Below are 20330 nucleotides of genomic sequence, written 5' to 3'. Positions count from 1 at the left end.
CGAGTAACAATGCCCAGTGTTCGATCCGCACCGGGAGACGTCAAGAAACCGCGGATGCAGTCCCCCGCCCTTTTCCGGATAATGCCGCCATGATGCCGGAATTCAAGACGATCGGGCTGGTGGGCAAGACCAGCGACTCGCGCACGGGCCCACTGGTGGCACGGCTAGTGGAGCTGCTGCACTCGCGCGGCCGCCAGGTCCACATGGAGCAGGACATCCCCGGCTTCGACCGTCCGGACGACATCGCCCTGCTCCCCCTGGCCGAACTCGCCGAGGCCGCCGATCTGCTGGTCGTAATCGGCGGCGACGGCACGTTGCTGGCCACGGCCCGGCGGATTGCCGACAACGAGACCCCAATACTCGGCATCAACCTCGGGCGACTGGGCTTCCTGGTGGACGTCTCGCCGGAGACGGCCTGCGAGGAGCTGGGCGAGGTCCTCGATGGCGCGTACGAGCTGGAACCGCGCGCGATGCTCGAGGCCGAGCTGATCCGCGACGGTGTCACCATCCACGAAGGCATCGCGCTCAACGACGTGGTGCTGCACGTGCTGAGCGTGGTGCGCATCATCGAATTCGACACCGCGATCGACGGCATGGACATCGGCCGCCTGCGGGCCGACGGGCTGGTCGTGGCCACCCCCACCGGCTCCACTGCCTACGCCCTTTCCGCTGGCGGCCCGATCCTGACCCCGCAGCTGGACGCGATGGTCATGGTCCCCGTCTGCCCGCACAGCCTGAACCACCGCCCGCTGGTGGTCAGCGGCCGTTCCACGGTGGAGATTCGCCTGTCCAGCGGGAGCCGGTCGCCGGCCCAGATTGCGCTGGATGGCCAGGAGAACATCGACTTTGCCCCCGGCGATCTGGTGCGCATCCGCCGCCGCGAGCGCAACCTGACCCTGATCCACCCGCGCGAGCACTACTTCCTGCGCGTCCTGCGCACCAAGCTGCGCTGGGGCGAGCAGCCCTGATCCCGCCATGCTGCGACTGATCAGCATCCGCGACTTCGCGATCATCGACCGGCTGGAACTGGAGCTGGACACGGGCCTGAGCGCCCTGACCGGCGAGACCGGGGCCGGCAAATCCATCCTGATCGACGTGATCGGCCAGCTGCTGGGCGACCGTGCGGATGCGGGCATGGTGCGCGAGGGGGCCGAGCAGGCCGACCTGACCGCGGAGTTCGCCCTGCCCGACACGGGCCCGGCCAGCACGTGGCTGGCGGAACAGGATCTGGCGGACCCCGATGACGACGCGGTGCTCCTGCGGCGGGTCCTGACCCGCCAGGGCAAGAGTCGCGCCTGGATCAACGGCCGCCCGGTCGCGGTCGGCCAGCTGCGCACGCTGGGCGAGTGGCTGGTGGACATCCACGGCCAGCACGCCCATCAGCAGCTGTTGCAGCGCGACACTCAGCGCCACTGGCTGGACGGCTTCCTCGAAGGCGACCGCGTGTCCCGCGTGCGCGAGGCCCATCAAGCCTGGCGCGAGGCCGCCCGTGCGCTGGAGCAGGCCCGCGAGAGCCAGGCCGACACCTCCGACCGCCTCGATCTGCTGCGCTTCCAGACCACCGAGCTGGCCGAACTGGCCCCGGTACAGGACGAGTACCCACAACTGCTGGTCGAGCAGAACCAGCTCGCCCACGGCACCGAGGTGCTGAGCGCGCTGCAGGCCGCCAGCCAGCAGATCGAGGACGACGCCGGACTCGATGCCCAGATCGGCCATGTGCTGCACGCACTGCAAGACGCCGCGCAGCACGACGAACGGGTCAACCCGGCTGTCGAGTTACTGGAATCCGCGCGCATCCAGATCGACGAGGCTGGCGACACCCTGCGCCGGCTGGCCGACGGCATCGAACTGGACCCGGAGCGCCTGGCCGAGCTGGACCAGCGCGTCGGCGAGTACCTGCGCCTGGCGCGCAAGCACCGCGTCGATCCCGAGGCCCTACCGGGCCTGCACGACGAACTGCAGACCGAGCGGGACGCCCTGGAGAACGGCGACCAGACCCTCGAGGCCCTGGAGGCGCGCGAACAGGAGACCCGTACCGCCTTTGATGCGGCCGCCAAGGCGCTGAGCCAGGCCCGCCAGCAGACCGCCAGCCGCATCGGTCAGGCAGTCACCGACACCATGCAGGAGCTGGGCATGTCCGGCGGCCACTTCGAGATCGCGATCGAGCCCGCCGACAAGCCGCAGGCGCACGGCGTGGATCACATCGAGTTCCGAGTCGCCGCGAACCCCGGCGCTGCCCCCCAGCCGATGGCAAAGGTCGCCTCCGGCGGCGAGCTCTCGCGTATCGGGCTCGCGCTACAGGTGCTGGCCAGCCAGCAGCAGACCGTGCCCACGCTGATCTTCGACGAGGTCGACAGCGGCATCAGCGGCGCGGTCGCCGAGGTCGTCGGGCGCAAGCTGCGCACCCTGGGCGAGCGCCATCAGGTGCTGTGCGTAACCCACTTGGCGCAGGTCGCCGCCCAGGCCCACCAGCAGCTGGAGGTGCAGAAGTCGCACGGCAAGGACGGCACCCGCACCGCCATCCAGCCCCTGGACGACGAGCGCCGCGTGGAGGCCCTGGCCCGCCTGATCGGCGGCACCCAGCTCACCGAGACCACCCGCACCCACGCCCGCGAACTCCTCGCCGCTGCTGGATAATCCGGCACTCAGACCACAAGGCAAAGCGTAGGATGCGATGAGCGCAGCGAATCGCATCGCATCGCATCGCATCGCTTCAAGCGTGGAACCTGCTTCAACCCCAATGATGCGATTCGCTGCGCTCATCCGCATCCTACACCCCGCGCGGATCGTGGAGCGGACGCTACAGAATCACCACCAGTGAGTGGGTCATACGGTTCAGGGCCGCGCCGGCCAGGTGCCGTCCGCCAGATGGCGCGCGCCGGGCGGCAGGCGTGGCATCCAGTAGACCCAGAGGGCCGCCGGGCCTTCCTCGGTCCAGGCGGGCACCAGGGCACGGCGATACTCCCCGCGGCCGTCCGCGCGCACGCCCTCGAGGGCATCGATGTGTGGCAGGGTCCGTGGCGGATCGGGCAGGCGAATCCACTCGCCGTGCACAAGCCCCTGCGTCCCCTCCGGGACTGGCTGCGTCAAACCCCGAAAGCGGTGCTGACGCCCCGCGTCACGGGCCGGGTCCTGACCGGCCTTCAGGAGAATGCTGCTGCCAGGGACCTGCACGGCGGGATAGCCCACGGGCAGGTCATAGATCGACCCCGCGATGCTGGCCGTACGAATCCGGAGGGCCCGCGCGCAGAATGCGCGGTGGTTGGCGAAGCCCTGCTTCAGCGTCCCGTACACGAACAGGTCAACAAACGCCGCCATACCGATGCCTACTCCTGCGAGAGCCGTACCACCGGGCGCCACAGGCGCGCGGACTCCGGCACCTGGCCGGGCCAGTCGACCACGTAGTCGATCAGGGGGAGATCCGGGGCATCACACTCTCGGATGACCCTTCCGGCCACCGAGACGCGGGCGCGCTTGACCGTCTCCGGATCGCCTGTCAGCAGAGGGTGCCAGGTAGGCAGCGGCTGGCCCTCGAAGCGCAGCCGGTAGGCGCAGGTGGGCGGCAGCCAGTGGTAGTTGGGCAGGTCTTCCAGGGTGAGCTGGATACAGTCGGGCACGAAGTTGCGCCGGTTCACGTAGTCCGAACAGGCGCCGGTCTCGCAGTCGAGCAGATCGCAGGCCAGCCAGGTAAAGGCCAGCTCGCCCGAGTCCTCGTCTTCCAATTTGTGCAGGCAGCAGCGGCCGCAGCCATCGCACAGGGCCTCCCACTCGGCGTGGCTCAGCGTCTCGAGCGGACGCTCCCAGAACGGGACCGGGGCCCGGTCGACGGGATCACTCATGATCCTCGCCGAGCATGCGCCGTCCTTCATCACGCAAGCGACTCACCGTCTGGGCCCAGCGCTCCTGGGTCACGAAGTGCATCAATACACGTCCTCGGCGCGGCACCATGATGGCCAGGCCACGATCCGGATAAAGCCAGTAGCTGTGGTCGGAATCGATCTGCATGCGCTCGGCCGGCTCGCCAAAGCGTTCCTCCAGGACGTCGTGGGTCCAGCGCGCGCGGGGGATGTAGCTCATCTCGACGATCGGCACATTGCCCAGTGAACTGAGTGCCTCGTCGCTCAGCCCGTAGCGCCATGCCCCGCTGGGCATCGGCCGATCGGAGGTCGTCTGGGACTCGATGCGATCGAGGTCGGCCTCGTCCAGATCCGGGCGCAGCACCAGGTTCGTCTCGAATGGCGGGATGCGCGCGTTCACGTAATAGGCCTCGACTGAACGACTGCCGTCCGGGTCCACGAACAGGCGGATATCCGGCACCGGCAGACGGCCCATCTGGTCCGCCATGGTGGATTCACCCAGCGTAATGCCCAGCACGCGGGTGCGCTGTTCGTCGATCACCTGTACCTGCCAGGGCAGGTCGGTGAACTGCTGGGTACGCTGACCGCCCGGGTTGGAATAGACCCACATCGCCAGCGCCATGATCACGGCCATCGCGATCAGTCCCACGATCCAGCGTATCTGCATGCCTTGCACTCCCCGACGCGAGGCGGCCCCGACGCGCCGGCTCTCGTATAATGCCGGCCCTCCCGTTGACCACCGGATGACAGCCCGCCATGTTCTCACGTTTGTCCGCCTGGATCACCGCCCGCTCCGTGCCTGCCGGCAGTGCCGGTCGCATCGTCGTGCTGGCCCCGAAACAGACCCTGCTGGCCGCCGGCGACTGGCTGGACGACCTGGCCAGCAAGGCGGGCCCGCTAACGCTCGGCGTAACCGATGCCGAACGCGATGGAGACTTGTCCGACCCGGGTGATGACCGGCCCGCAGTGGCGCTGCCACCGGACCTGGCCCGGGAGCGCCTGGCACGTCTGCAACCACGGGCCGTGGTCGTCATCGGCCCGGTTGGCAAACTGGGCTCGCCACTGGCCGCGATCACCGCGCCTCGCCTCTGGATGAACGCCGAGGGCGACGCACCTGCCGGCGTCGAGTGGGCCGGGATCTTCGCCGCGCGCGATCAGGCCTGTAACGCGCCCGGGACACAGGTGATCGGCGACCCGATCGCGGGGGCTGTCGAGCTGCCCGCGGCCCCGGCGCCCGACACGGACTTCTGCGAACGCTTTCGCGAATACCACGAGAAGGGGCACCCCATCCTGCTCGCCCCCAACACGGGGCCCGGCGAAGAGGCCTTTGCGTTCGCGGTGCTGTTCGCCGTGCTGCGCAAGACCGCCGCGATCCTGCTGCTGGCGCCGGCAGACCGCGAACGCCACGAGCCGGTGTACCGCGACGCGATCAAGTACTCACTCCCGATCATCCGCCACAACCGCTTCATGACCTCCTTTGTGCCGCGCAAGAACCGGGTGTACTACATCGAGGATCCCGAGACCCTGCACTCGGCCTATGGCTGCGCGCACATCACCCTGCCTGGCGGCACACTGGCCGCCAGCGAGACGCCGCCGGACCTCGGGCTGCCCCTGGCCCACGGCAGTGCCGTCGTCTGCGGCCCGGCGGACGACCCGGCTCGGCCGGATGCCGCCACCCGCCTGCGGATGGCCGCCGAGCACACCGGCCTGGTCTCGCGCGGCAGCACGCCGGAAGAGGTGGCCGACGAGGTACTCGCACGCCTGGCCGAGGGCCGGACCGCACAGGATCGACGCGATGATCTGACGCAATGGCAGCAGCGCCAGGCCAATGCCCGCTCCACCGTTCGCGATGCCCTGACCGGCAGTCTCGCCAACGCATGAAGCGTCTTCCAAGTAATTGATCTATAATCTTCAAGACGTTCATTTAACGGATTCACCCGATGATCGATGGCAGCGCGTCCCTGACGGGCATCCAGAACGGTGTCACCAGCCTGCGCCAGCAGGCGCATACGGTGGCCACCGAACCGGCCGGCGGGCGCGAAAGCACAACCGCACAGGTCGGCATGATCGCGAGCCAGAATCAGGTCGAGGCCTCGGTGAAAACCCTTCAGGCCGAAGATCGCATGATCGGCTCGCTGCTGGACGTGCGCGCCTGAGACGGCGGAATCCGGGAGGCGGACGATGGAAGTCCCAGTCAGCAATCCTTCGGCGGCAGTCCCGCTCGGCACGCGGCCGACCGGTTCCGATCGCCTGGGACTCGGCCAGACCTCGGCACCCGCGGAGTTTGACCGCCCGCTGAACGACCCCGAGGCCGGCGAGGCCCGCCGCCCGATCGAGGACGATGCGGAGCAGGATAGCGATCGCCGCGGTGGCGATCAGAGTGACCGCTCACTGGAGTTCGGCGCGCGTTCCGAACAGGAACTGTCGAGCCGAGCGCGCATCAGCGCCGAGCAGGAGGCGGCCCGCATGCGCCGCGATGGCGACACGCAGGACGATTCAGCGATTCGTGATGGCAGTTCGCTGGGACAGGACGGCGTCGAGGCCTTGCGCCGCCGGGTGGAACTGGCCGTGCGCCTGGCAGGCCCCACCGAGGAGCCACGGCGCGAACTTAACGTGGTGGTCTAGTAACGCCACCTGAAGCACCAACCCCGCCGATTATTGCAGCCGCGTCACCGGCTGCCCCTGGCTTTGTAACCACTCGCGAGCCTTCTCGCCCGCATGCAAACGCTCGTCGGGAGACAGCTCTCGGGCCACGCGCTCGCGATAGCGGGCTGCGTTGGCCACGCCCATCTCGGCGGCGATCGCGTACCACTTGAACGCCGATACGTCCGAGCGCTCCACGCCCTCGCCCATCGCGAACAGCCGCCCCAGATTCGCAGCACCCCGGCCCTCGCCGCCCTCGGCTGCCAGCAGATACCACTGCGCGGCCTGCTCGGCGTCCTGAGGCAGCCCGCGCCCCTCGTCGAATTTGAGCCCGAGATTGAACATCGCCTGGGCATTGCCGCGCTCGGCCGCTACGTGAAACCAGCGGGCGGCCTCGTTGGCATCGGGGGCGACGCCATCGCCCTGCTCGTAGAGGACGGCGAGATTGAAGGCCGCATCCGGAAAGCCGGCCTCCGCTGCCCGGCGGTACCAGCGCGCGGCCGCTTCCGGATCGCGCGGCTGATATTGCCCCTCGTCGGCCAGGACGCCCAGGTTATAGGCGCAGCGGGCATCGCCAGCTGCGGCACCGGCGCGCCAGCCGTCGATCGCGGCCTCGATATCGCCGCGCCCCCAGGCCTTGCGGGCCTGCTCCACGAGGTTTTCCAGTTCTGGAGTATCAGCCATCGTCTGTCCTGCGAACCCGGTACTGTCCGGGACCCTCCGGGTAGTAGTGAGTTCACTTTAACGCCCCCTCATGTAGAGGGCGATTTGGCACACAGTCTTTCGTGACGGCCGGCACAGCTAGGGACGCGCCGAAAAATCGGGTCGAACTCATAAAAACGGTTGTTGTCCCCTGCACGGAAAGCAGAGTGTTTTCACGCACGACTCACCCAAAGCCTTCGGACAACAAGGAGAGGCATTATGAAACGATCCACTGGAATTCTGGCGACGCTCGCAATCGCCCCGTTCGCCCTGCTGGTCGGCTGCGGCGAAGGCGACATGGACATGGAAGAGTTCGAGCAGCAACAAATGGAGCAGCAGGAACAAGGTGGTGGCGAGCCGATGCAACCGCCGGCGGATGAGGGCATGCAACAGCAGCAACCCCCGCAGGAAGGCGGCCAGATGCCGGATGAAGAAGGCAGCATGGAACCGCCCGCGGACGAGGGTGGCGAACAGGACTTCTAGTCCTGTCACCTGCCTGAAGCACGCAAAAGGAGGGGCCAGGCCCCTCCTTTTTTATGTCCGACCGACTGCATCGAACACCGCAAACAAAAAGGGCAGCGACAATGGCCGCTGCCCTTCTGGATCAGAAAACCTGACAACTAACGATCAGTTGTCGAAGGTGTCTTCCATCTCTTCGCCAGCATCTTCCATCGAATCGCCGGCATCATCCATGGCGTCATCAATGTCTTCGCCCGCCTCTTCGGCCGGGCCCTGGTTGTCACAGCCGGCGAGGCTGGCACCGCCCAGCGCCAGCATCAGCGCCAGGAAGAAAATCGTCAGTCGAGACTTGTTGAGCATCGGTTCGCTCCTTTACCGGAAAATGGATCCTTCTCGTAGATAGTCCAATCGGCGACCTCTGTCGAGGACCGCCGCTTGCTGGACTCGGGCGTTGGGACCATCGGCAAACCGGAATGATCGCCGCTCCAGGCACCTGCCCTGCCACACTGTGATCGACGTCCGGTTTTTCGGCGGGCCCGGTGGCAACCGATCAGAAACGGGCATTCAGCGAAACGAACAGCCGCCGGGGCTCGTAGATGTTGTTGTAGACATTGCTGAAGGTGGTTTCTCCGGTGTCCTCCCGGGCATACGGCCGGTAGTCCTTGAAGTCCTTGTCGAAGAGGTTGTAGATCGTCGCGTTCAGCGTGACGTTCTCGGAGATGTGGTAGGCCGCACCGACGTTCACCATCGTGAACCCGTGGAAATCTCCCAGGGCATCGTAGGCGCCTTGCGCGCTGCCACCGTCCTGCGGCTCGTGATAATTGCGCGGGCGGAAGGCGCTGGAGCGGTACTCGGCCTCGGCGAAGGCCTCGACCCGCGGGGTCGCCTGCCAGTCCAGTCGGGCATTGAGCATGTGCTCGGGCACGCTGGCCAGCGGGTCGCCGACGTTGCTGGCGGCGGTCCCGCCCCGTTTTACCTCGCTGTCCGTCCAGGTGTAGTTGGCCGAGAACGCCCAGTCGGGTGCGAAGCGGTAGCGCGTCGAGAGCTCGAGCCCCCGCACTACGGACTCGCCAATGTTTACGTCGATGCCTTCATTGGCCCCGGTGCCACGTTCGATCTTGTCCTTGAGCTCGTTGCGGAACACGGTCGCCTGGGCCGAGAAATCCTGGCGGTTGTCATAGGCGACAGTGAACTCGACGTTGGTGCTGCGCTCGGGCTCCAGGTCCGGGTTGCCGAACAGCGGCGTGGAGCCACCGTCGCCATAGCCGATCACCCCGCCGGTGATCTGCTCGATATACGGGGCGCGAAAGCCCTGACCGATCCCACCCTTGAGCGTGACGGTGTCCGTCGCACTGAACACCCCGTACAGGCGCGGCGTGATCTGACTGCTGAAGTTTTCATTGTCGTCAAACCGCAGACCACCGGTCAGGGTGAACCGGTCGGTCATGAACCACTCGTCTTCGACGAACAGGCTGTACTGCCAGAAAGACAGCGAATCCGGCAGGATGCCGTCTTCCAGCTTCGGACGCAGATACTGCCCCCCGACCGTCAGCACGTGGTCATCCAGATACGTGACCACCTGAGTATCCAGGATCGTGGTGTCCAGCCGGAGCGTTCGCGGCGCGCCTTCGCGCGAGGCATCCGGAACGGCCCCCTCGTTGATCGTACGCCCGAGCGTCTCCACCCGATCCTGGGTCAGGGTGGTCTCCCAGGTCCCGAAGTCGTACTCGCCCCGATGGCCGAGACGCACCTGATCCCGCTGGAACTCGAGGTCGCGCGAATAGCCGCGCAGGAAGTCCTCGCGTGAATCGCCCGTGCCCGTCAGGCGCCCGAGCTGTCCGCGCGAGTTGTCATAGCTTTGTCGCGTGGTATCCAGCCGCAGGGAGAATTCATCCTGCGCATTGGGTGTGAACAGCAGGCGACCGCCAAAGGTCTCGACATTCGCGCTCGTCGGGTTCTGCCCCATGGTGCGGTTGTCGGTCAGGCTGGGCTCGGTGCCGGGGATGTCGATGCTGGAGGCCGAGCGCTCGTACAGACGCGTATACAGCTGCATGGACAGGCGTTCGTCCACCAGCGGGCCGGCAAGATAGCCTTCCAGGGTGGAGTAGCCGCCAAAGTCGGAATCCGACTGGAACGTATGCCCCAGCGTTGCGGAGCCCTCCCACTCGTCACCCGGCTGGCGGGTGATGATGTTGACCACGCCCCCGATCGCGTCGGAGCCATACAGGGTGGACATCGGGCCGCGAATCACCTCGATCCGCTCTATTGCCGCAACCGGCGGAATGAACACGCTGGAGGCATCCGTAAATGCATTCGGGGCCACGGTGCCGGAGACGTTCTGGCGCACACCGTCGATCAGCACCAGGGTGTATTCCTCGGGCAGGCCGCGCAGGCTGATCGTCTGATTGCCGGTCTTGCCGCTGCGGGCATCCAGCGAGCGCACGTTCACCCCTTCGACCCCGCGCAGTGCATCCGCGAGGCTGGTGACCTCGCGGCGCTCCAGCTCTTCGCGCGTCACCACGGAGATGCTGGCCGGCGCCTGTTCGAGATCCTGCTCGAAACCGCCCGCCGTGATGACGACCGGCGAGAGGCGCTCTGTGCCGTTGGAGGGATCCTCCTGTGCGTACACTACGGGGGTTGCCAGCGCCGCCCCCACCGACAGAGCCAACAATTGCTTCTTCATCATGATCAGTCTCCCTGTAAAAGACGTCCGACTGACCATAGGGCTGGTCAGCATCACGGGAGGCTGGCTGGCGGGCTCCGGCTGATTCCGGCGCTGGCTGGCTTGCCTGAAAACTCCTTCAGTACAACTACTTGGTCAATATCAGTTTCTTGCTGGAGGTCACCCGCAGGGTGTAACACTGCCCCTCGTGGCGGATAAACAGACGGTCGGCGTCGCGCAGCAATTCGCTCGACGCGACCTCCCTAGGCACAGCGCCAGGGCCGTCGCATACGCCCCGGTCGGCCGGGGGGAACGCCTTGGATGCCGGGATGCGCCCGCCTTCACTGAAACTCATGTTTGTCTCCCCGGCCGCCCCGGGGGCGGTCGTACTCGTAACGGTTACGACGCGGAGCTCGCCTGGCTCTGCTCGTAGTTCTGCAAACCGATGCGATCGATGAGCTGCAGCTGCGTCTCCAGCCAATCGATATGGCTTTCCTCGCTGTCCAGGATCTTTTGCAGCAGATCCCGCGTCACGAAGTCCCGCACCTGCTCGCAGTGGGCAATGGCGTCGCGGTAGATGGGGGTACCCGCATGCTCGAGCGCCAGATCCGCTTCCAGGATCTCGCGGGTGTTCTCGCCAATACTCAGCGTGCCCAGGTCCTGCAAATTGGGCAGCCCTTCGAGAAACAGGATGCGGTTGATCAGCTCGTCCGCGTGTTTCATCTCGTCGATCGATTCTTCATATTCGGCCGCGGCCAGTTTCTCCAGCCCCCAGTCCTTGAACATGCGGGAATGGAGGAAATACTGGTTTATCGCGGTCAACTCGCCCTTGAGGGCCTGGTTGAGGTAACGAATTACATCCTTATCGCCTTGCATCAGAACTCTCCTGAGAAGATATTTTGGGGTTGGTCGGGTCAAACGCCGGATTGATTAAAGAGACCCCGGGACCGCCAGGGTCCGTCCCCACTATCCCGCCCGGCTTCGCCCGGATGCAAGGCACCCTCAACGCGTCGATACAATATCGGTAATGCGAACGATTTGCAACACCATTATCTATATTTGCAGCGAAACCGGCTGGACAGGCCACGGTAATCTCCTGGCACCTGCCTCAACGAATCAGGGGCACATCCGCCAGACTTTCGATCTCCAGCCGATCGACGCAGCCCTCTATCGCGCCCTCGGGGCCTTCGCAGGCGGCGATCTCGTTGATCAGGATTCGCCCGATGCCGTCGCAGTCCGTGTCCGGCATCCGGAAGGCCCGCACGGAAGTGCTCCCCTCCCGCAGCGGTGCCAGTTCGACTGCGGTGCGGCGCTGAATAACCCCCTCCTTGTCGAAAACCACCATATCCAGCTGGAATGATTCCAGCGCTTCACCCAGGGCATTTTCCAGTACCAGATGGGCACGACAGTCATCACCGTCGGCTTCCAGCTTGTTGAGTTGGACACTGATCTCGGGGTCCGCTTCGGCTGCCGCGTTTCCCGAAAGGCCGAATACGAAAAGGCCCGCGATCAGTATCCGGATGCTCCTGCCTGGTAAATGCATGGGTAAGTCCTCGTTTTCAACTGGGTCTGCCGCCAAGGTCCGGGTCATCGGTCCTCATGCCGGTGTCCGTGACGGTGCTCCACTCCTGGTCAGCGAATGGAAAACGTTACGGGAACCACGATCTCGAACTCGTCTCGATCGATCGCGCTCGGCGCCGGAAACGGATCGGCGCGCTCGACCATCTCCTCGACCGCCCGATCCAGGATCCGGCTGCCGGATCCCTCCTCGATCCGATAGTCGACGACGTTGCCATCTCCATCGAGCCGCAACCAGACCGATGCCGTGCCCTCTTCTCTGCGGCGCTGGGCCTGGCGCGGATAGCGTTTGTGTTGCTCCACCCAAGCCTGCAGTTCCGCAAGATAATCGGGATCCACACCCGGCTCACCACCACCTTCGGCATCAGCGTCCGCAGGAGTGGCACCGGCACCCGGAGTACCGGCTTCCTCGTCGCCAGGGTCGTCCTCGACCGCTTCGGCGTCCTCATCCGTCGGGGAGGCATCCGCGGCCTCCACAGAGTCCGCATCGGAGTCTGGCTCTGGCTCTGGCTCTGGCTCTGGCTCTGGCTCTGGCTCTGGCTCGGGCTCGGGCTCGGGCTCGGGCTCGGGGTCGGGCTCGGGGTCGGGTTCGGGTTCGGGTTCGGGTTCGGGTTCGGGTTCGGGTTCGGGTTCGACAACCTCGGCCTCTTCGACGGGCTGACGTTCCGGTTCCGCAGGTTCCGCGTCGACCGCTTCGACAGGCTCCGCCTCCACGGGCTCGTCGTCTACAGGCTCGGCCTCCGTAGTCTCGGCCGGCTCTGCCTGCTGGGCATGAGGAGCACCACCAGCGGCCGCCATGGAGATTTCCAGCCCGCCCACTCCGGCATCCTCGGCGCCCGCCGGCGGGTCGCGCAGCAGGAAGGCCATCGCCACCAGCAGGTGCAACGCGACCGCCAGCACGATGGCCACCATCCAGTGTCGAAACGTCGGCTGCATCAGACTTCCGGTACTGTCAGCAGATCAATGCGCTCGATCCCCGCCTCGCGCAGGCGTTCAAGCACCCCGACGACCTCGACGGCTTCCGCCCGTCCATCCGACTTCACACGGACCCGGGCCGCATCTCCGTGACGCTCGACGTGTTCGCGTACCAGGCCGGCCATTTCGTCAAGATCGACTTCATCCTGATTAACCGCCAGCCGGCCCTCGGTCCCGATGATCACCATGAACTCGTCCGGCCCGGGCTGGCCATCCACGGCCGACTCCACCGGTTCGACCTCGAACGGATCGATCGCGCTCAACTGGCCAGCCACCATAAAGAAGATCAACAACAGGAAAACAATGTTGATCAGCGGCAGGATGCTCTCGTCGTCGTTGCGCGGGCGATGGGCAACCTGAAAGTGGCGACGCTGTCCGATCATGGCTGTGCCTGCCGGATTACCGAAAGATTGCGCGCCCCAACATCTGCGAGTCCCTCCAGCACGTTGACGGTGTCCTGCATGCTGACCCCCGGGGCCGGCATCACCAGGACCCGCGTGTCCGCTTCTTCGCGCACGCGCGCGCTGATACGGTCGTGCAGGTCGCCCTCCGACAGCATCTCTCCCGCCAGCCGCAGCCCGTCCGACCGGATCTCGACCAGCATGGCGCCTTCCATCGAGCCGGCCCCACCGGCCTCGGCCGGCGCCTCGAGTTGCACCGCGCGCCACTCAAGGAAGCTCGAGGCGAGCATGAAGAACACGAGCAGGATGAAGACGACATCGATCAGCGGAGTGAGGCTGATCAGATTGCGTCGGCGCGGGCGGCTAGTGTCCAGCATCGGCCGTTCGGGGCAGAGCGCCCCCAGGCGAGTTTGCCTCGTCAGCCTCGCAAGGCCTCGGTTGGACCGGGCTCTCGGCGGTCAGGGGTACGGCCGCGTACTGCCCCCCGGTGAACAGGCGGGTCACGGCATCATCCATGCGGTGCGCGACCCGCTCCACCCGCGTCTCCAGCCAGTTGAGTGCCGCCACGACCGGGATCGCGACCGCCAGCCCGACGGCGGTCGTCAGCAGGGCCTCCCAGATACCACCGGACAGGACCGCCGGGTCCACCTGACTTCCGGCCTCTTCCATCGCTCGGAAGGCGCGGATCATCCCCATCACGGTACCCAGCAGGCCCAGCAAAGGCGCCAGCGCGCCGATCACTTCGAGTGGCCGCAGCCCCTGACGCAGGGACTGGATGGTCGCGTTACCGTAGCGCACGACCTCCTCCCGCACGATGGACTCCGACGCGCCGGCCTGCAGGCCCCGGATGCCCCGCGCCACCGCCCGCGCGGCGGGATTGGGGGTGGCCTCGGCACACTGGATCGCACCCTGGATATCCCCGCGGTGGAAGCGGTTCAGCGCTTCATCCGCCGGACGCACATCGGTGACCCTCATGCGCCACAACTGCCACAGCTTGACCAGCACAAAGGCCAGTGCGACCACCGAGGCCCCCAGCAGGATCAGGACGACGGGCCCACCCGCGTCGAGAAAGCCGGCCAGGCGCTCCGATGGAATCCATTGGTCGAAATTCATCGCTTAGCTCCGAGCGTTCTGAAAATGCACGCCGCCCATGCCGACGACGCCCCGGCCTCCAACGCGGCAGGGCACCGCAAAACGGACGGCGGCTCTAGAAGAAACGAGCACGGCAGACCCGCCACCGCGCTCCAATACAATACGACAAAGAGGGTGGCAGCCTTACATGGCCACGGCGGGGCCGGGTCGGGCGGCAGGCTCCGGGGGCGTGCGCGTTCCCGACACCTGCAGCACATTTGCGGCGGTATCACGGGAGCACCCCTTCAGCAGGCAATTCGCTCGACGAGCGCACTTGCCACATTCGGAACTCACGCCCAGACGATCGCGAAGATCCCGCATGCGCAGGCCTTCCTGGCTGGAATCGATCAGTTCCCGAATATCGCGCTCGCGAACGGATTTGCAGATACAGACGATCATCGCCTTCCTCAATCTACCTGGCCACTGAGGCGGACGATACGATTACTGAGAATGGTTTGCAACACCATTAGCGATTGAACGGGTTTCGCATGCCGCAGAAGTGCGCTGCACCGCCGCTCCACGCAGCCAGACGAAAAAAGCCCCGCATTCGCGGGGCCTTAAAAAGCACTTGGCAGGCCAGGAAACGCGACGTACGCGCGCCTCTCGAGGGCCTGACAACAAACTCAGTGCTGGTGACCGCCGACGCCGTGGGCGTGGCCGTGCTCCAGCTCCTCGGCGGAGGCCTCGCGCACTTCGACGACTTCGACGTCGAAGTTGAGGTTCTCGCCAGCCAGCGGGTGATTGCCGTCCACGGTCGCGGTATCGCCCTCGACCTTGGTCACGGTCACGGTCAGCGGGCCATTCTGGGTCTCGGCCTGGAACTGCATGCCCGGCTGCACGGAGTCCACGCCCTGGAAGGCCTCCAGCGGGATCTCCTGCACCATGGCCTCGATCTTCTCGCCATAGCCCTCTTCCGGCGCCACCTTGGCCTGGACCTTGTCACCGGCGGCCTTGCCCTCAAGCTCGCGCTCAAGACCCGGAACCAGCTGGCCATTCCCGTGCAGATAGGCGAGCGGCTCGCGGCCCTCGGAGCTGTCGATGGTCTCGCCAGCATCGTTGGTCAGGGTGTAGTGGATGGACACCACGGCGTTCTGTGCAACTTGCATGGGCTTCGCCCTCTCGATATGTGAACCGCACAGGGTAACGCGCATGGCCCCGCGGCGTCAGGTCCACCCTTTGTCGGGGCGGTTTCCGGGGGGAGGGGCAACCCTCCCTGGTTCCGTGATCAGGCCTTTTGCAGCAGCAGACGGTTCAGGCGCGAAACGAAGCCGGAGGGGTCCTCCAGCTGGCCGCCTTCCGCCAGCAGCGACTGGTCGAACAGCAGCGAGGCCAGATCACCGAAGTCGTCCCCTTCGGCCGCGCGCAGGCGCTCGACCAGCGGGTGCTTCGGGTTAATCTCGAGCACCGGCTTGCTGGAGAAGGTCTCCTGCCCGGCCTGCTTCAGAAGTTCCTGCAGGTACAGCGCCATTTCGTGCTCGCCGAGCACGATGCAGGCCGGCGAATCGACCAGGCGTTTCGAGGCGCGCACGGAGTCGACGCGCTCGCCCAGTGCGGCCTGGATGCGCTCCGGCAGGTCGCCCAGATCCTCGTCGGCCTTCGCGCTGTCGTCCGCGGCACCCTCTTTTGCCGCGTCCTCACCGATGATCTTGTCCAGATCAAGGTCACCCTTGGCGACATTCTTGATCGGCTTGCCATCGAACTCGCGCAGGTGCGAGAGCAGCCACTCGTCGACCCGGTCGGACAGCAGCAGCACCTCGATGCCGTGCTTGCGGAAGATCTCCAGGTGTGGGCTGTTGCGCGCCGCGCTGGCGTTGTCGGCGCTGATTACGTAAATCGCGTCCTGGCCGTCCTTCATTCGGCCGATGTAGTCGGCCAGCGAGGCGTTCTGGGTGTCGTCATCGTTTTGCGTGCTGGCGAAGCGCAGCAGGCCCGCGATCTTCTCGCGATTGGCGTGGTCCTCGCCCGGGCCCTCCTTCAGCACGCGGCCGAAGTTCTGCCAGATCTCGGCATAGTTCTCCGGTTCGTTCTTCGCAATGCTCTCCAGCAGGCCGAGGATCTTCTTGACCGAGCCGGAACGGATCGAGTCGACCAGGCGGTTGTCCTGCAGGATCTCGCGCGAGACGTTCAGCGGAAGATCGGCCGAGTCCACCACCCCGCGCACGAAGCGCAGGTAGTTGGGCAGGAGCTTCTCGGCGTCGTCCATGATGAACACGCGCTTCACGTAGAGCTTGACGCCGTGGCGCGCATCGCGGTCCCACAGGTCGAACGGGGCGCGTTTGGGGATGTAGAACAGCGTGGTGTACTCCTGACGCCCCTCGACATGGTTGTGGGTCCAGGCGGACGGATCCTCGAAGTCGTGTGCGACGTGCTTGTAGAACTCGCGGTACTCGTCGTCGCTGATCTCGCTCTTCGGCCGGGTCCACAGTGCGCTGGCGCGGTTGACGGTCTCCCACTCGTCGGTGGGCTTGCCGTCGTCATCGGCCTTGCGCATACGGATCGGGAACGCCACGTGGTCGGAGTAGCGGCTGATGATGTGACGCAGACGGAAGGACTCGAGGAATTCGTCGGCATCCTCCTTCAGCGTCAGCGTGATCTCGGTGCCGGCCTCGGGGCGCTCGCAGTCGGTCAGGGTGTACTCGCCATCGCCGCGCGACTCCCAGCGGGTACCGGCCTCCTCGGGCGTCCCCGCGCGACGCGTCTCGAGGCGGACGTGATCAGCCACGATGAACGAGGAGTAGAACCCGACGCCAAACTGGCCGATCAGCTGCGAGTCCTTCTTCTGGTCGCCAGTCAGCTTGTCGAGGAAGGCCTTCGTGCCGGAACGCGCGATGGTGCCGATGTGCTCGATGACCTCGTCGCGCGACATGCCGATGCCATTATCACGCACGGTGACGGTCCGCGCGTCCTTGTCCACCTCGACGTCGATCGCCAGCTCGGCCGGCTGCGGGATCGCGTCGGGCTGGGCCAGCGCCTCGAAGCGCAGCTTGTCGCAGGCGTCGGCACCGTTGGAGATCAATTCGCGCAAGAAGATTTCGCGGTTGGAATACAGCGAGTGGATCATCAGCTGCAGCAGCTGGCTGACCTCGGTCTCGAAGCGGCGGGTCTCGGTATGGCCCTCGGCGGCCGATGCGGTCTGCGTGTCCGTCATGGTCCTGTACGTTCCTCTCGTGCGCTTGGATGGGTTCTACAGCACGCACCTTGGGGGCAGCGTTCGCATTTTCAAGCCCGCAGGCTCCGCGCGACGTCCTCTAGTCGTGGCCAGCACCCGGCCCCTACAAATAAAAAAACCACCGCGGGCAGCCCGCGGTGGTCCAAGGGGGCCGGCCCTCTCAGACCCGCCCGCGACCGTGTGAACGGTTTACTGGTTCACCGGCGAATCGGGATCCAGCAGATAGGCCATGACGTGGCTGATCTGCTCCTCGGTCAGGAAATTGCGCCCGAATCGCGGCATGTAGGTACAAGGGAAATACTGGTGCGGGTTACTGACGACCTCATGGACGTAGTTCAGCACTGACTCATCGGTGCCGCGCTCGCGGCCGTAGTTTGCAAGACTCGGACCGATTGTCCCATAGGTGGTTTCCGCCGGGTCCATCTGATGGCAGGCGTAGCAGTTCGCCCCCGGCTCGCGGGTGCCGTGGTCGTCGTTGTTGTGCCCGACGCGATAGCCATAGCCGGAACGGGCCAGTTCGGCGCCGCGGCGCCAGTCGCCCAGCTCCACTCCGCCATCGGGTCGTTCGTATGAGGCACGCGCGGCCGCGACCACCTGGCCTGCGGTTTCGCTGTCCGGGGATCCTTCGAGCGAGCACAAGGCCTGGACCTCGTCCTGCTTCATTCGCTCCCGGCCGGTGCCACCTTCCTGCACCTCCTGGTCCATGCGATAGCTATCGGTCTCGAGCACCAGATGCTCGGCCAGCTCCTCGGGGCTCATTTGGGTGATGTCGACCTCGCGGTCCGAGGCGTCCTGGAAGAACTGGTCGCAACCCGCCAGCGCCGCCGATGCCGAAACCACCACCGCGGCAGTCAGATTTTTCTTATTGAACATCCCTGAGCCTCCCCTCACGCCCGTCATGACCGATGGCTTTTCTTAGCCCGTGCCCGCACCAATCCCGCGGTCCATCGGTTCCCCTGTTCAGCCCATCTGTGCGGCCCGGCGGGCACGCTCGTAAAAGAGCCGTGCAAGCACCCAACCGCAGAAATTCGTAAGGAAGCGGGTTGCCACGCGTCGTGCGCGACAACCCGCTCTACTGCCTTGCTGCACCGGCCCCGAAGGGGCCGAGCAGCTGTCGTGCAAGACGACTTACCGGTTGTTAACCGGGGACTCCGGATCGAGCAGGTAGGCCATGATGTGGCTGATCTGCTCTTCGGTCAGAAGCCCCTGGAAACGCGGCATTTCACCGCAGGGGAAGTACTGATGCGGGTTGGAGATCACCTGATGCACATACTGGCGGATCTCCTGGCTGTCGCCACGCTGCGCCCCGTAGTTCTCGAGGTTCGGGCCGATGGTGCCCTGGACCGAAACGCTCGAATCCATCACGTGGCAGTTGTAGCAGTTGCCACCCTGCTCGCGGGTGCCGTGGTCATCGACGTTGTGGCCGATGCGGTAGCCGTAGCCGGAATCCGCCAGCTCGGCACCCTTGCGCCAGTCACCCAGCTCGATGTCGCCTTCCGGCGCCTGGTACTGCTCACGCGCCAGAGCCACAACCTTGCCGGCCGTCTCGCCGTCCAGATCATTGCGGGTAGAGTCGAACGAGCAGGCCTTCTGGATCTCGTCCTGAGTCATGCGGTCGCGCCAGCCACCGCCTTCCTGCATTTCCTGATCACGCCAGCTGTTGGTCTCGAAGATGAGATGCTCAGCCAGCTCCTCGGCGCTCATGGCCGTGATATCCACGTCATCCGCCTTGTTGCCATCGGCGACCGCACAGCCAGCGGCCAGGGCGACGGATGCAAATGCGGCTACACCGGCCGCAACAGTGTTTTTATTAAACATACTTGATGTCTCCTATTGCGTCCGTAGTTACCGCTTCAGGTCGGGCAGGATGGCCGGTTCGCCACGCGCCGCGTCATTCCAGTAGGAGATCAGCGCGGTGTTCACCGGGGTATCCGGCAGGATACCGGCATGACGCATCTGCCATACGCAACCACGGATACGATGGTTCTGGCTGCGGACATTGTCCTGTCCCGCGCGGTGGGCCGGCCAGGAAACCGCCTTGGTCCACTCCTGCGAGTTACGCATTTCCGGCAGCACGGACGCACGGATCTGCTTGCCAGAAGACCCGTGGCACGCCGCGCAGTTGAAATCCATCGCGCCGCCACGGCGGAAGAAGAGGACTTCGCCGGCGTCACGCATCGCCTTTTCCTTCGGGTGATCCAGCGGCGGATTCCACGCGTAACCAGAGGACTGATGCGCGATGTAGGTCGTCAGACGCATGATGTCCGAACCGGACCCGTGACGCTGGGAGACAGCGGAGTCATCGTCGGTGAAGCCCTGGATCTCCTTCATGCAATGCACCAGGCGCATTTCGAAGTCCATCACCTTGCCGGTGTCCTCGAAGTAGCGCGGGAGCTCGACATAGGCGCCGTCCAGGACGCCCTCGCCCTTGCCGAAATCGCAGCTTTCGAGCGATGCATTGTTCGGGCCACGCTCTTCGTAGAACAGGCGCTCGCCGTCATCCAGCAGCCACAGGGCGGGGTTGTCCGGCATCATCATGATGTTCATTTCACTCTGATGCAGGTACTTCGAGTCGGGCTGCGCTTCGAGCAGCTTTTGCAGGACATCGTTCGGATCCTGCCATTCTGCCTGGGCCGCGGTACCCGCAACCCCGACCGCCATTGCTACGGGCAACGCAAGCAATGCTTTCTTGAACATGGAAACCTCCATCACACGGTTTTTTCGATACGGTCCGTGGCCGGAGCGGCCCGGAC

25 protein-coding genes are annotated in these 20330 nt (G+C 65.5%); 6 read left to right on the top strand and 19 right to left on the bottom strand.

Going from position 1 to position 20330, the window contains the following annotated elements:
• The first annotated feature begins 89 nt into the window (after positions 1–89).
• Both F468_RS0103185 and recN read left to right on the top strand, forming a co-directional pair.
• Positions 90–968 carry an NAD(+) kinase gene (locus F468_RS0103185; RefSeq protein ID WP_018994609.1) on the top strand — a complete coding sequence of 293 codons (879 nt, stop codon included), beginning with the start codon at positions 90–92 and terminating at the stop codon, positions 966–968.
• 7 nt (positions 969–975) lie between these two features.
• Positions 976–2637 (top strand): DNA repair protein RecN, encoded by a 1662-nt coding sequence (recN, locus tag F468_RS0103180; protein WP_018994608.1) that lies wholly within the window; start codon positions 976–978, stop codon positions 2635–2637.
• Positions 2638–2835: 198 nt separating this feature from the next.
• On the opposite strand, the gene F468_RS0103175 is transcribed toward recN, so the two are convergent.
• Genes F468_RS0103175 through F468_RS0103165 form a run of 3 tightly spaced genes read right to left on the bottom strand, consistent with a single transcriptional unit; the run spans position 2836 to position 4524 of the window.
• Positions 2836–3318, bottom strand: a complete 483-nt coding sequence (locus F468_RS0103175) for a gamma-glutamylcyclotransferase (protein ID WP_018137672.1) — start codon at positions 3316–3318, stop codon at positions 2836–2838.
• An 8-nt stretch (positions 3319–3326) separates the two neighbouring features.
• Positions 3327–3839 (bottom strand): YcgN family cysteine cluster protein, encoded by a 513-nt coding sequence (locus tag F468_RS0103170; protein WP_018994607.1) that lies wholly within the window; start codon positions 3837–3839, stop codon positions 3327–3329.
• Positions 3832–4524, bottom strand: coding sequence for a hypothetical protein (locus tag F468_RS0103165; RefSeq protein WP_018137670.1), 693 nt, complete (start codon positions 4522–4524; stop codon positions 3832–3834). Before F468_RS0103165 ends, F468_RS0103170 begins: the two co-directional genes overlap by 8 nt.
• A gap of 89 nt (positions 4525–4613) precedes the next feature.
• Between F468_RS0103165 and F468_RS0103160 the strand changes: the two genes are divergently transcribed.
• The 3 genes from F468_RS0103160 to F468_RS0103150 are packed head-to-tail and all read left to right on the top strand — an operon-like array spanning position 4614 to position 6482.
• A complete protein-coding gene (locus F468_RS0103160) occupies positions 4614–5738 on the top strand; it encodes a hypothetical protein (protein WP_018137669.1) in 1125 nt (374 codons plus the stop codon).
• Between the two features lie 59 nt (positions 5739–5797).
• Positions 5798–6013: a hypothetical protein gene (locus F468_RS0103155; protein ID WP_018137668.1), complete on the top strand. Its 216-nt coding sequence runs from the start codon at positions 5798–5800 to the stop codon at positions 6011–6013.
• A gap of 25 nt (positions 6014–6038) precedes the next feature.
• The gene (locus F468_RS0103150; RefSeq protein ID WP_018137667.1) at positions 6039–6482 is read left to right on the top strand and encodes a hypothetical protein; all 444 of its coding nucleotides are present in this window, start codon (positions 6039–6041) and stop codon (positions 6480–6482) included.
• Between the two features lie 30 nt (positions 6483–6512).
• Here the strand turns inward: F468_RS0103150 and F468_RS0103145 are convergent, their stop codons facing one another.
• Positions 6513–7184 (bottom strand): tetratricopeptide repeat protein, encoded by a 672-nt coding sequence (locus F468_RS0103145; RefSeq protein ID WP_018137666.1) that lies wholly within the window; start codon positions 7182–7184, stop codon positions 6513–6515.
• 237 nt (positions 7185–7421) lie between these two features.
• Between F468_RS0103145 and F468_RS0103140 the strand changes: the two genes are divergently transcribed.
• Complete coding sequence (locus F468_RS0103140) at positions 7422–7685, top strand: hypothetical protein (RefSeq protein WP_018137665.1); 264 nt, start codon at positions 7422–7424, stop codon at positions 7683–7685.
• 144 nt (positions 7686–7829) lie between these two features.
• Here F468_RS0103140 and F468_RS0103135 read toward each other — a convergent pair whose 3' ends face one another.
• From F468_RS0103135 to soxA, 15 genes are all read right to left on the bottom strand, one after another.
• Positions 7830–8021 (bottom strand): hypothetical protein, encoded by a 192-nt coding sequence (locus tag F468_RS0103135; RefSeq protein ID WP_018137664.1) that lies wholly within the window; start codon positions 8019–8021, stop codon positions 7830–7832.
• A gap of 190 nt (positions 8022–8211) precedes the next feature.
• Positions 8212–10347 carry a TonB-dependent receptor domain-containing protein gene (locus F468_RS0103130; RefSeq protein ID WP_018994606.1) on the bottom strand — a complete coding sequence of 712 codons (2136 nt, stop codon included), beginning with the start codon at positions 10345–10347 and terminating at the stop codon, positions 8212–8214.
• Between the two features lie 124 nt (positions 10348–10471).
• A complete protein-coding gene (locus F468_RS0103125; protein WP_018994605.1) occupies positions 10472–10678 on the bottom strand; it encodes a hemin uptake protein HemP in 207 nt (68 codons plus the stop codon).
• A gap of 44 nt (positions 10679–10722) precedes the next feature.
• Positions 10723–11199: a bacterioferritin gene (gene bfr, locus F468_RS0103120; RefSeq protein ID WP_018137661.1), complete on the bottom strand. Its 477-nt coding sequence runs from the start codon at positions 11197–11199 to the stop codon at positions 10723–10725.
• A gap of 232 nt (positions 11200–11431) precedes the next feature.
• Positions 11432–11866 (bottom strand): hypothetical protein, encoded by a 435-nt coding sequence (locus F468_RS0103115; protein WP_012981855.1) that lies wholly within the window; start codon positions 11864–11866, stop codon positions 11432–11434.
• A gap of 89 nt (positions 11867–11955) precedes the next feature.
• Positions 11956–12837 (bottom strand): energy transducer TonB, encoded by an 882-nt coding sequence (locus F468_RS0103110; protein ID WP_018994604.1) that lies wholly within the window; start codon positions 12835–12837, stop codon positions 11956–11958.
• On the bottom strand, positions 12837–13259 hold the full coding sequence (locus F468_RS0103105) for a biopolymer transporter ExbD (RefSeq protein WP_012981853.1): 423 nt from the start codon (positions 13257–13259) through the stop codon (positions 12837–12839). The genes F468_RS0103110 and F468_RS0103105 overlap by 1 nt, the downstream gene beginning before the upstream one ends.
• Positions 13256–13654 carry a biopolymer transporter ExbD gene (locus tag F468_RS0103100; protein WP_012981852.1) on the bottom strand — a complete coding sequence of 133 codons (399 nt, stop codon included), beginning with the start codon at positions 13652–13654 and terminating at the stop codon, positions 13256–13258. The genes F468_RS0103105 and F468_RS0103100 overlap by 4 nt, the downstream gene beginning before the upstream one ends.
• Positions 13641–14390: a MotA/TolQ/ExbB proton channel family protein gene (locus F468_RS0103095; RefSeq protein WP_012981851.1), complete on the bottom strand. Its 750-nt coding sequence runs from the start codon at positions 14388–14390 to the stop codon at positions 13641–13643. The genes F468_RS0103100 and F468_RS0103095 overlap by 14 nt, the downstream gene beginning before the upstream one ends.
• Before the next feature lie 162 nt (positions 14391–14552).
• Entirely contained in the window at positions 14553–14807 is a 255-nt protein-coding gene (locus F468_RS0103090) for a bacterioferritin-associated ferredoxin (RefSeq protein WP_018137634.1), read from the bottom strand.
• Between the two features lie 224 nt (positions 14808–15031).
• Positions 15032–15514 (bottom strand): peptidylprolyl isomerase, encoded by a 483-nt coding sequence (locus F468_RS0103085; protein WP_018137635.1) that lies wholly within the window; start codon positions 15512–15514, stop codon positions 15032–15034.
• 119 nt (positions 15515–15633) lie between these two features.
• A complete protein-coding gene (gene htpG / locus F468_RS0103080) occupies positions 15634–17556 on the bottom strand; it encodes a molecular chaperone HtpG (RefSeq protein WP_018994603.1) in 1923 nt (640 codons plus the stop codon).
• 210 nt (positions 17557–17766) lie between these two features.
• Complete coding sequence (gene soxX / locus F468_RS0103075; protein ID WP_018174578.1) at positions 17767–18450, bottom strand: sulfur oxidation c-type cytochrome SoxX; 684 nt, start codon at positions 18448–18450, stop codon at positions 17767–17769.
• Positions 18451–18705: 255 nt separating this feature from the next.
• Positions 18706–19395, bottom strand: coding sequence for a sulfur oxidation c-type cytochrome SoxX (gene soxX / locus F468_RS0103070; protein WP_018137638.1), 690 nt, complete (start codon positions 19393–19395; stop codon positions 18706–18708).
• Positions 19396–19422: 27 nt separating this feature from the next.
• The gene (soxA, locus tag F468_RS0103065) at positions 19423–20238 is read right to left on the bottom strand and encodes a sulfur oxidation c-type cytochrome SoxA (protein WP_018137639.1); all 816 of its coding nucleotides are present in this window, start codon (positions 20236–20238) and stop codon (positions 19423–19425) included.
• Positions 20239–20330: the final 92 nt, after the last annotated feature.

The sequence above is a fragment of the Thioalkalivibrio sp. ALJ2 genome, from assembly GCF_000378325.1.
Taxonomy (GTDB): Bacteria; Pseudomonadota; Gammaproteobacteria; order Ectothiorhodospirales; family Ectothiorhodospiraceae; genus Thioalkalivibrio.
Note: the sequence above shows the minus strand (reverse complement) of the source record. Positions and strands in the feature narration are given on the sequence as shown.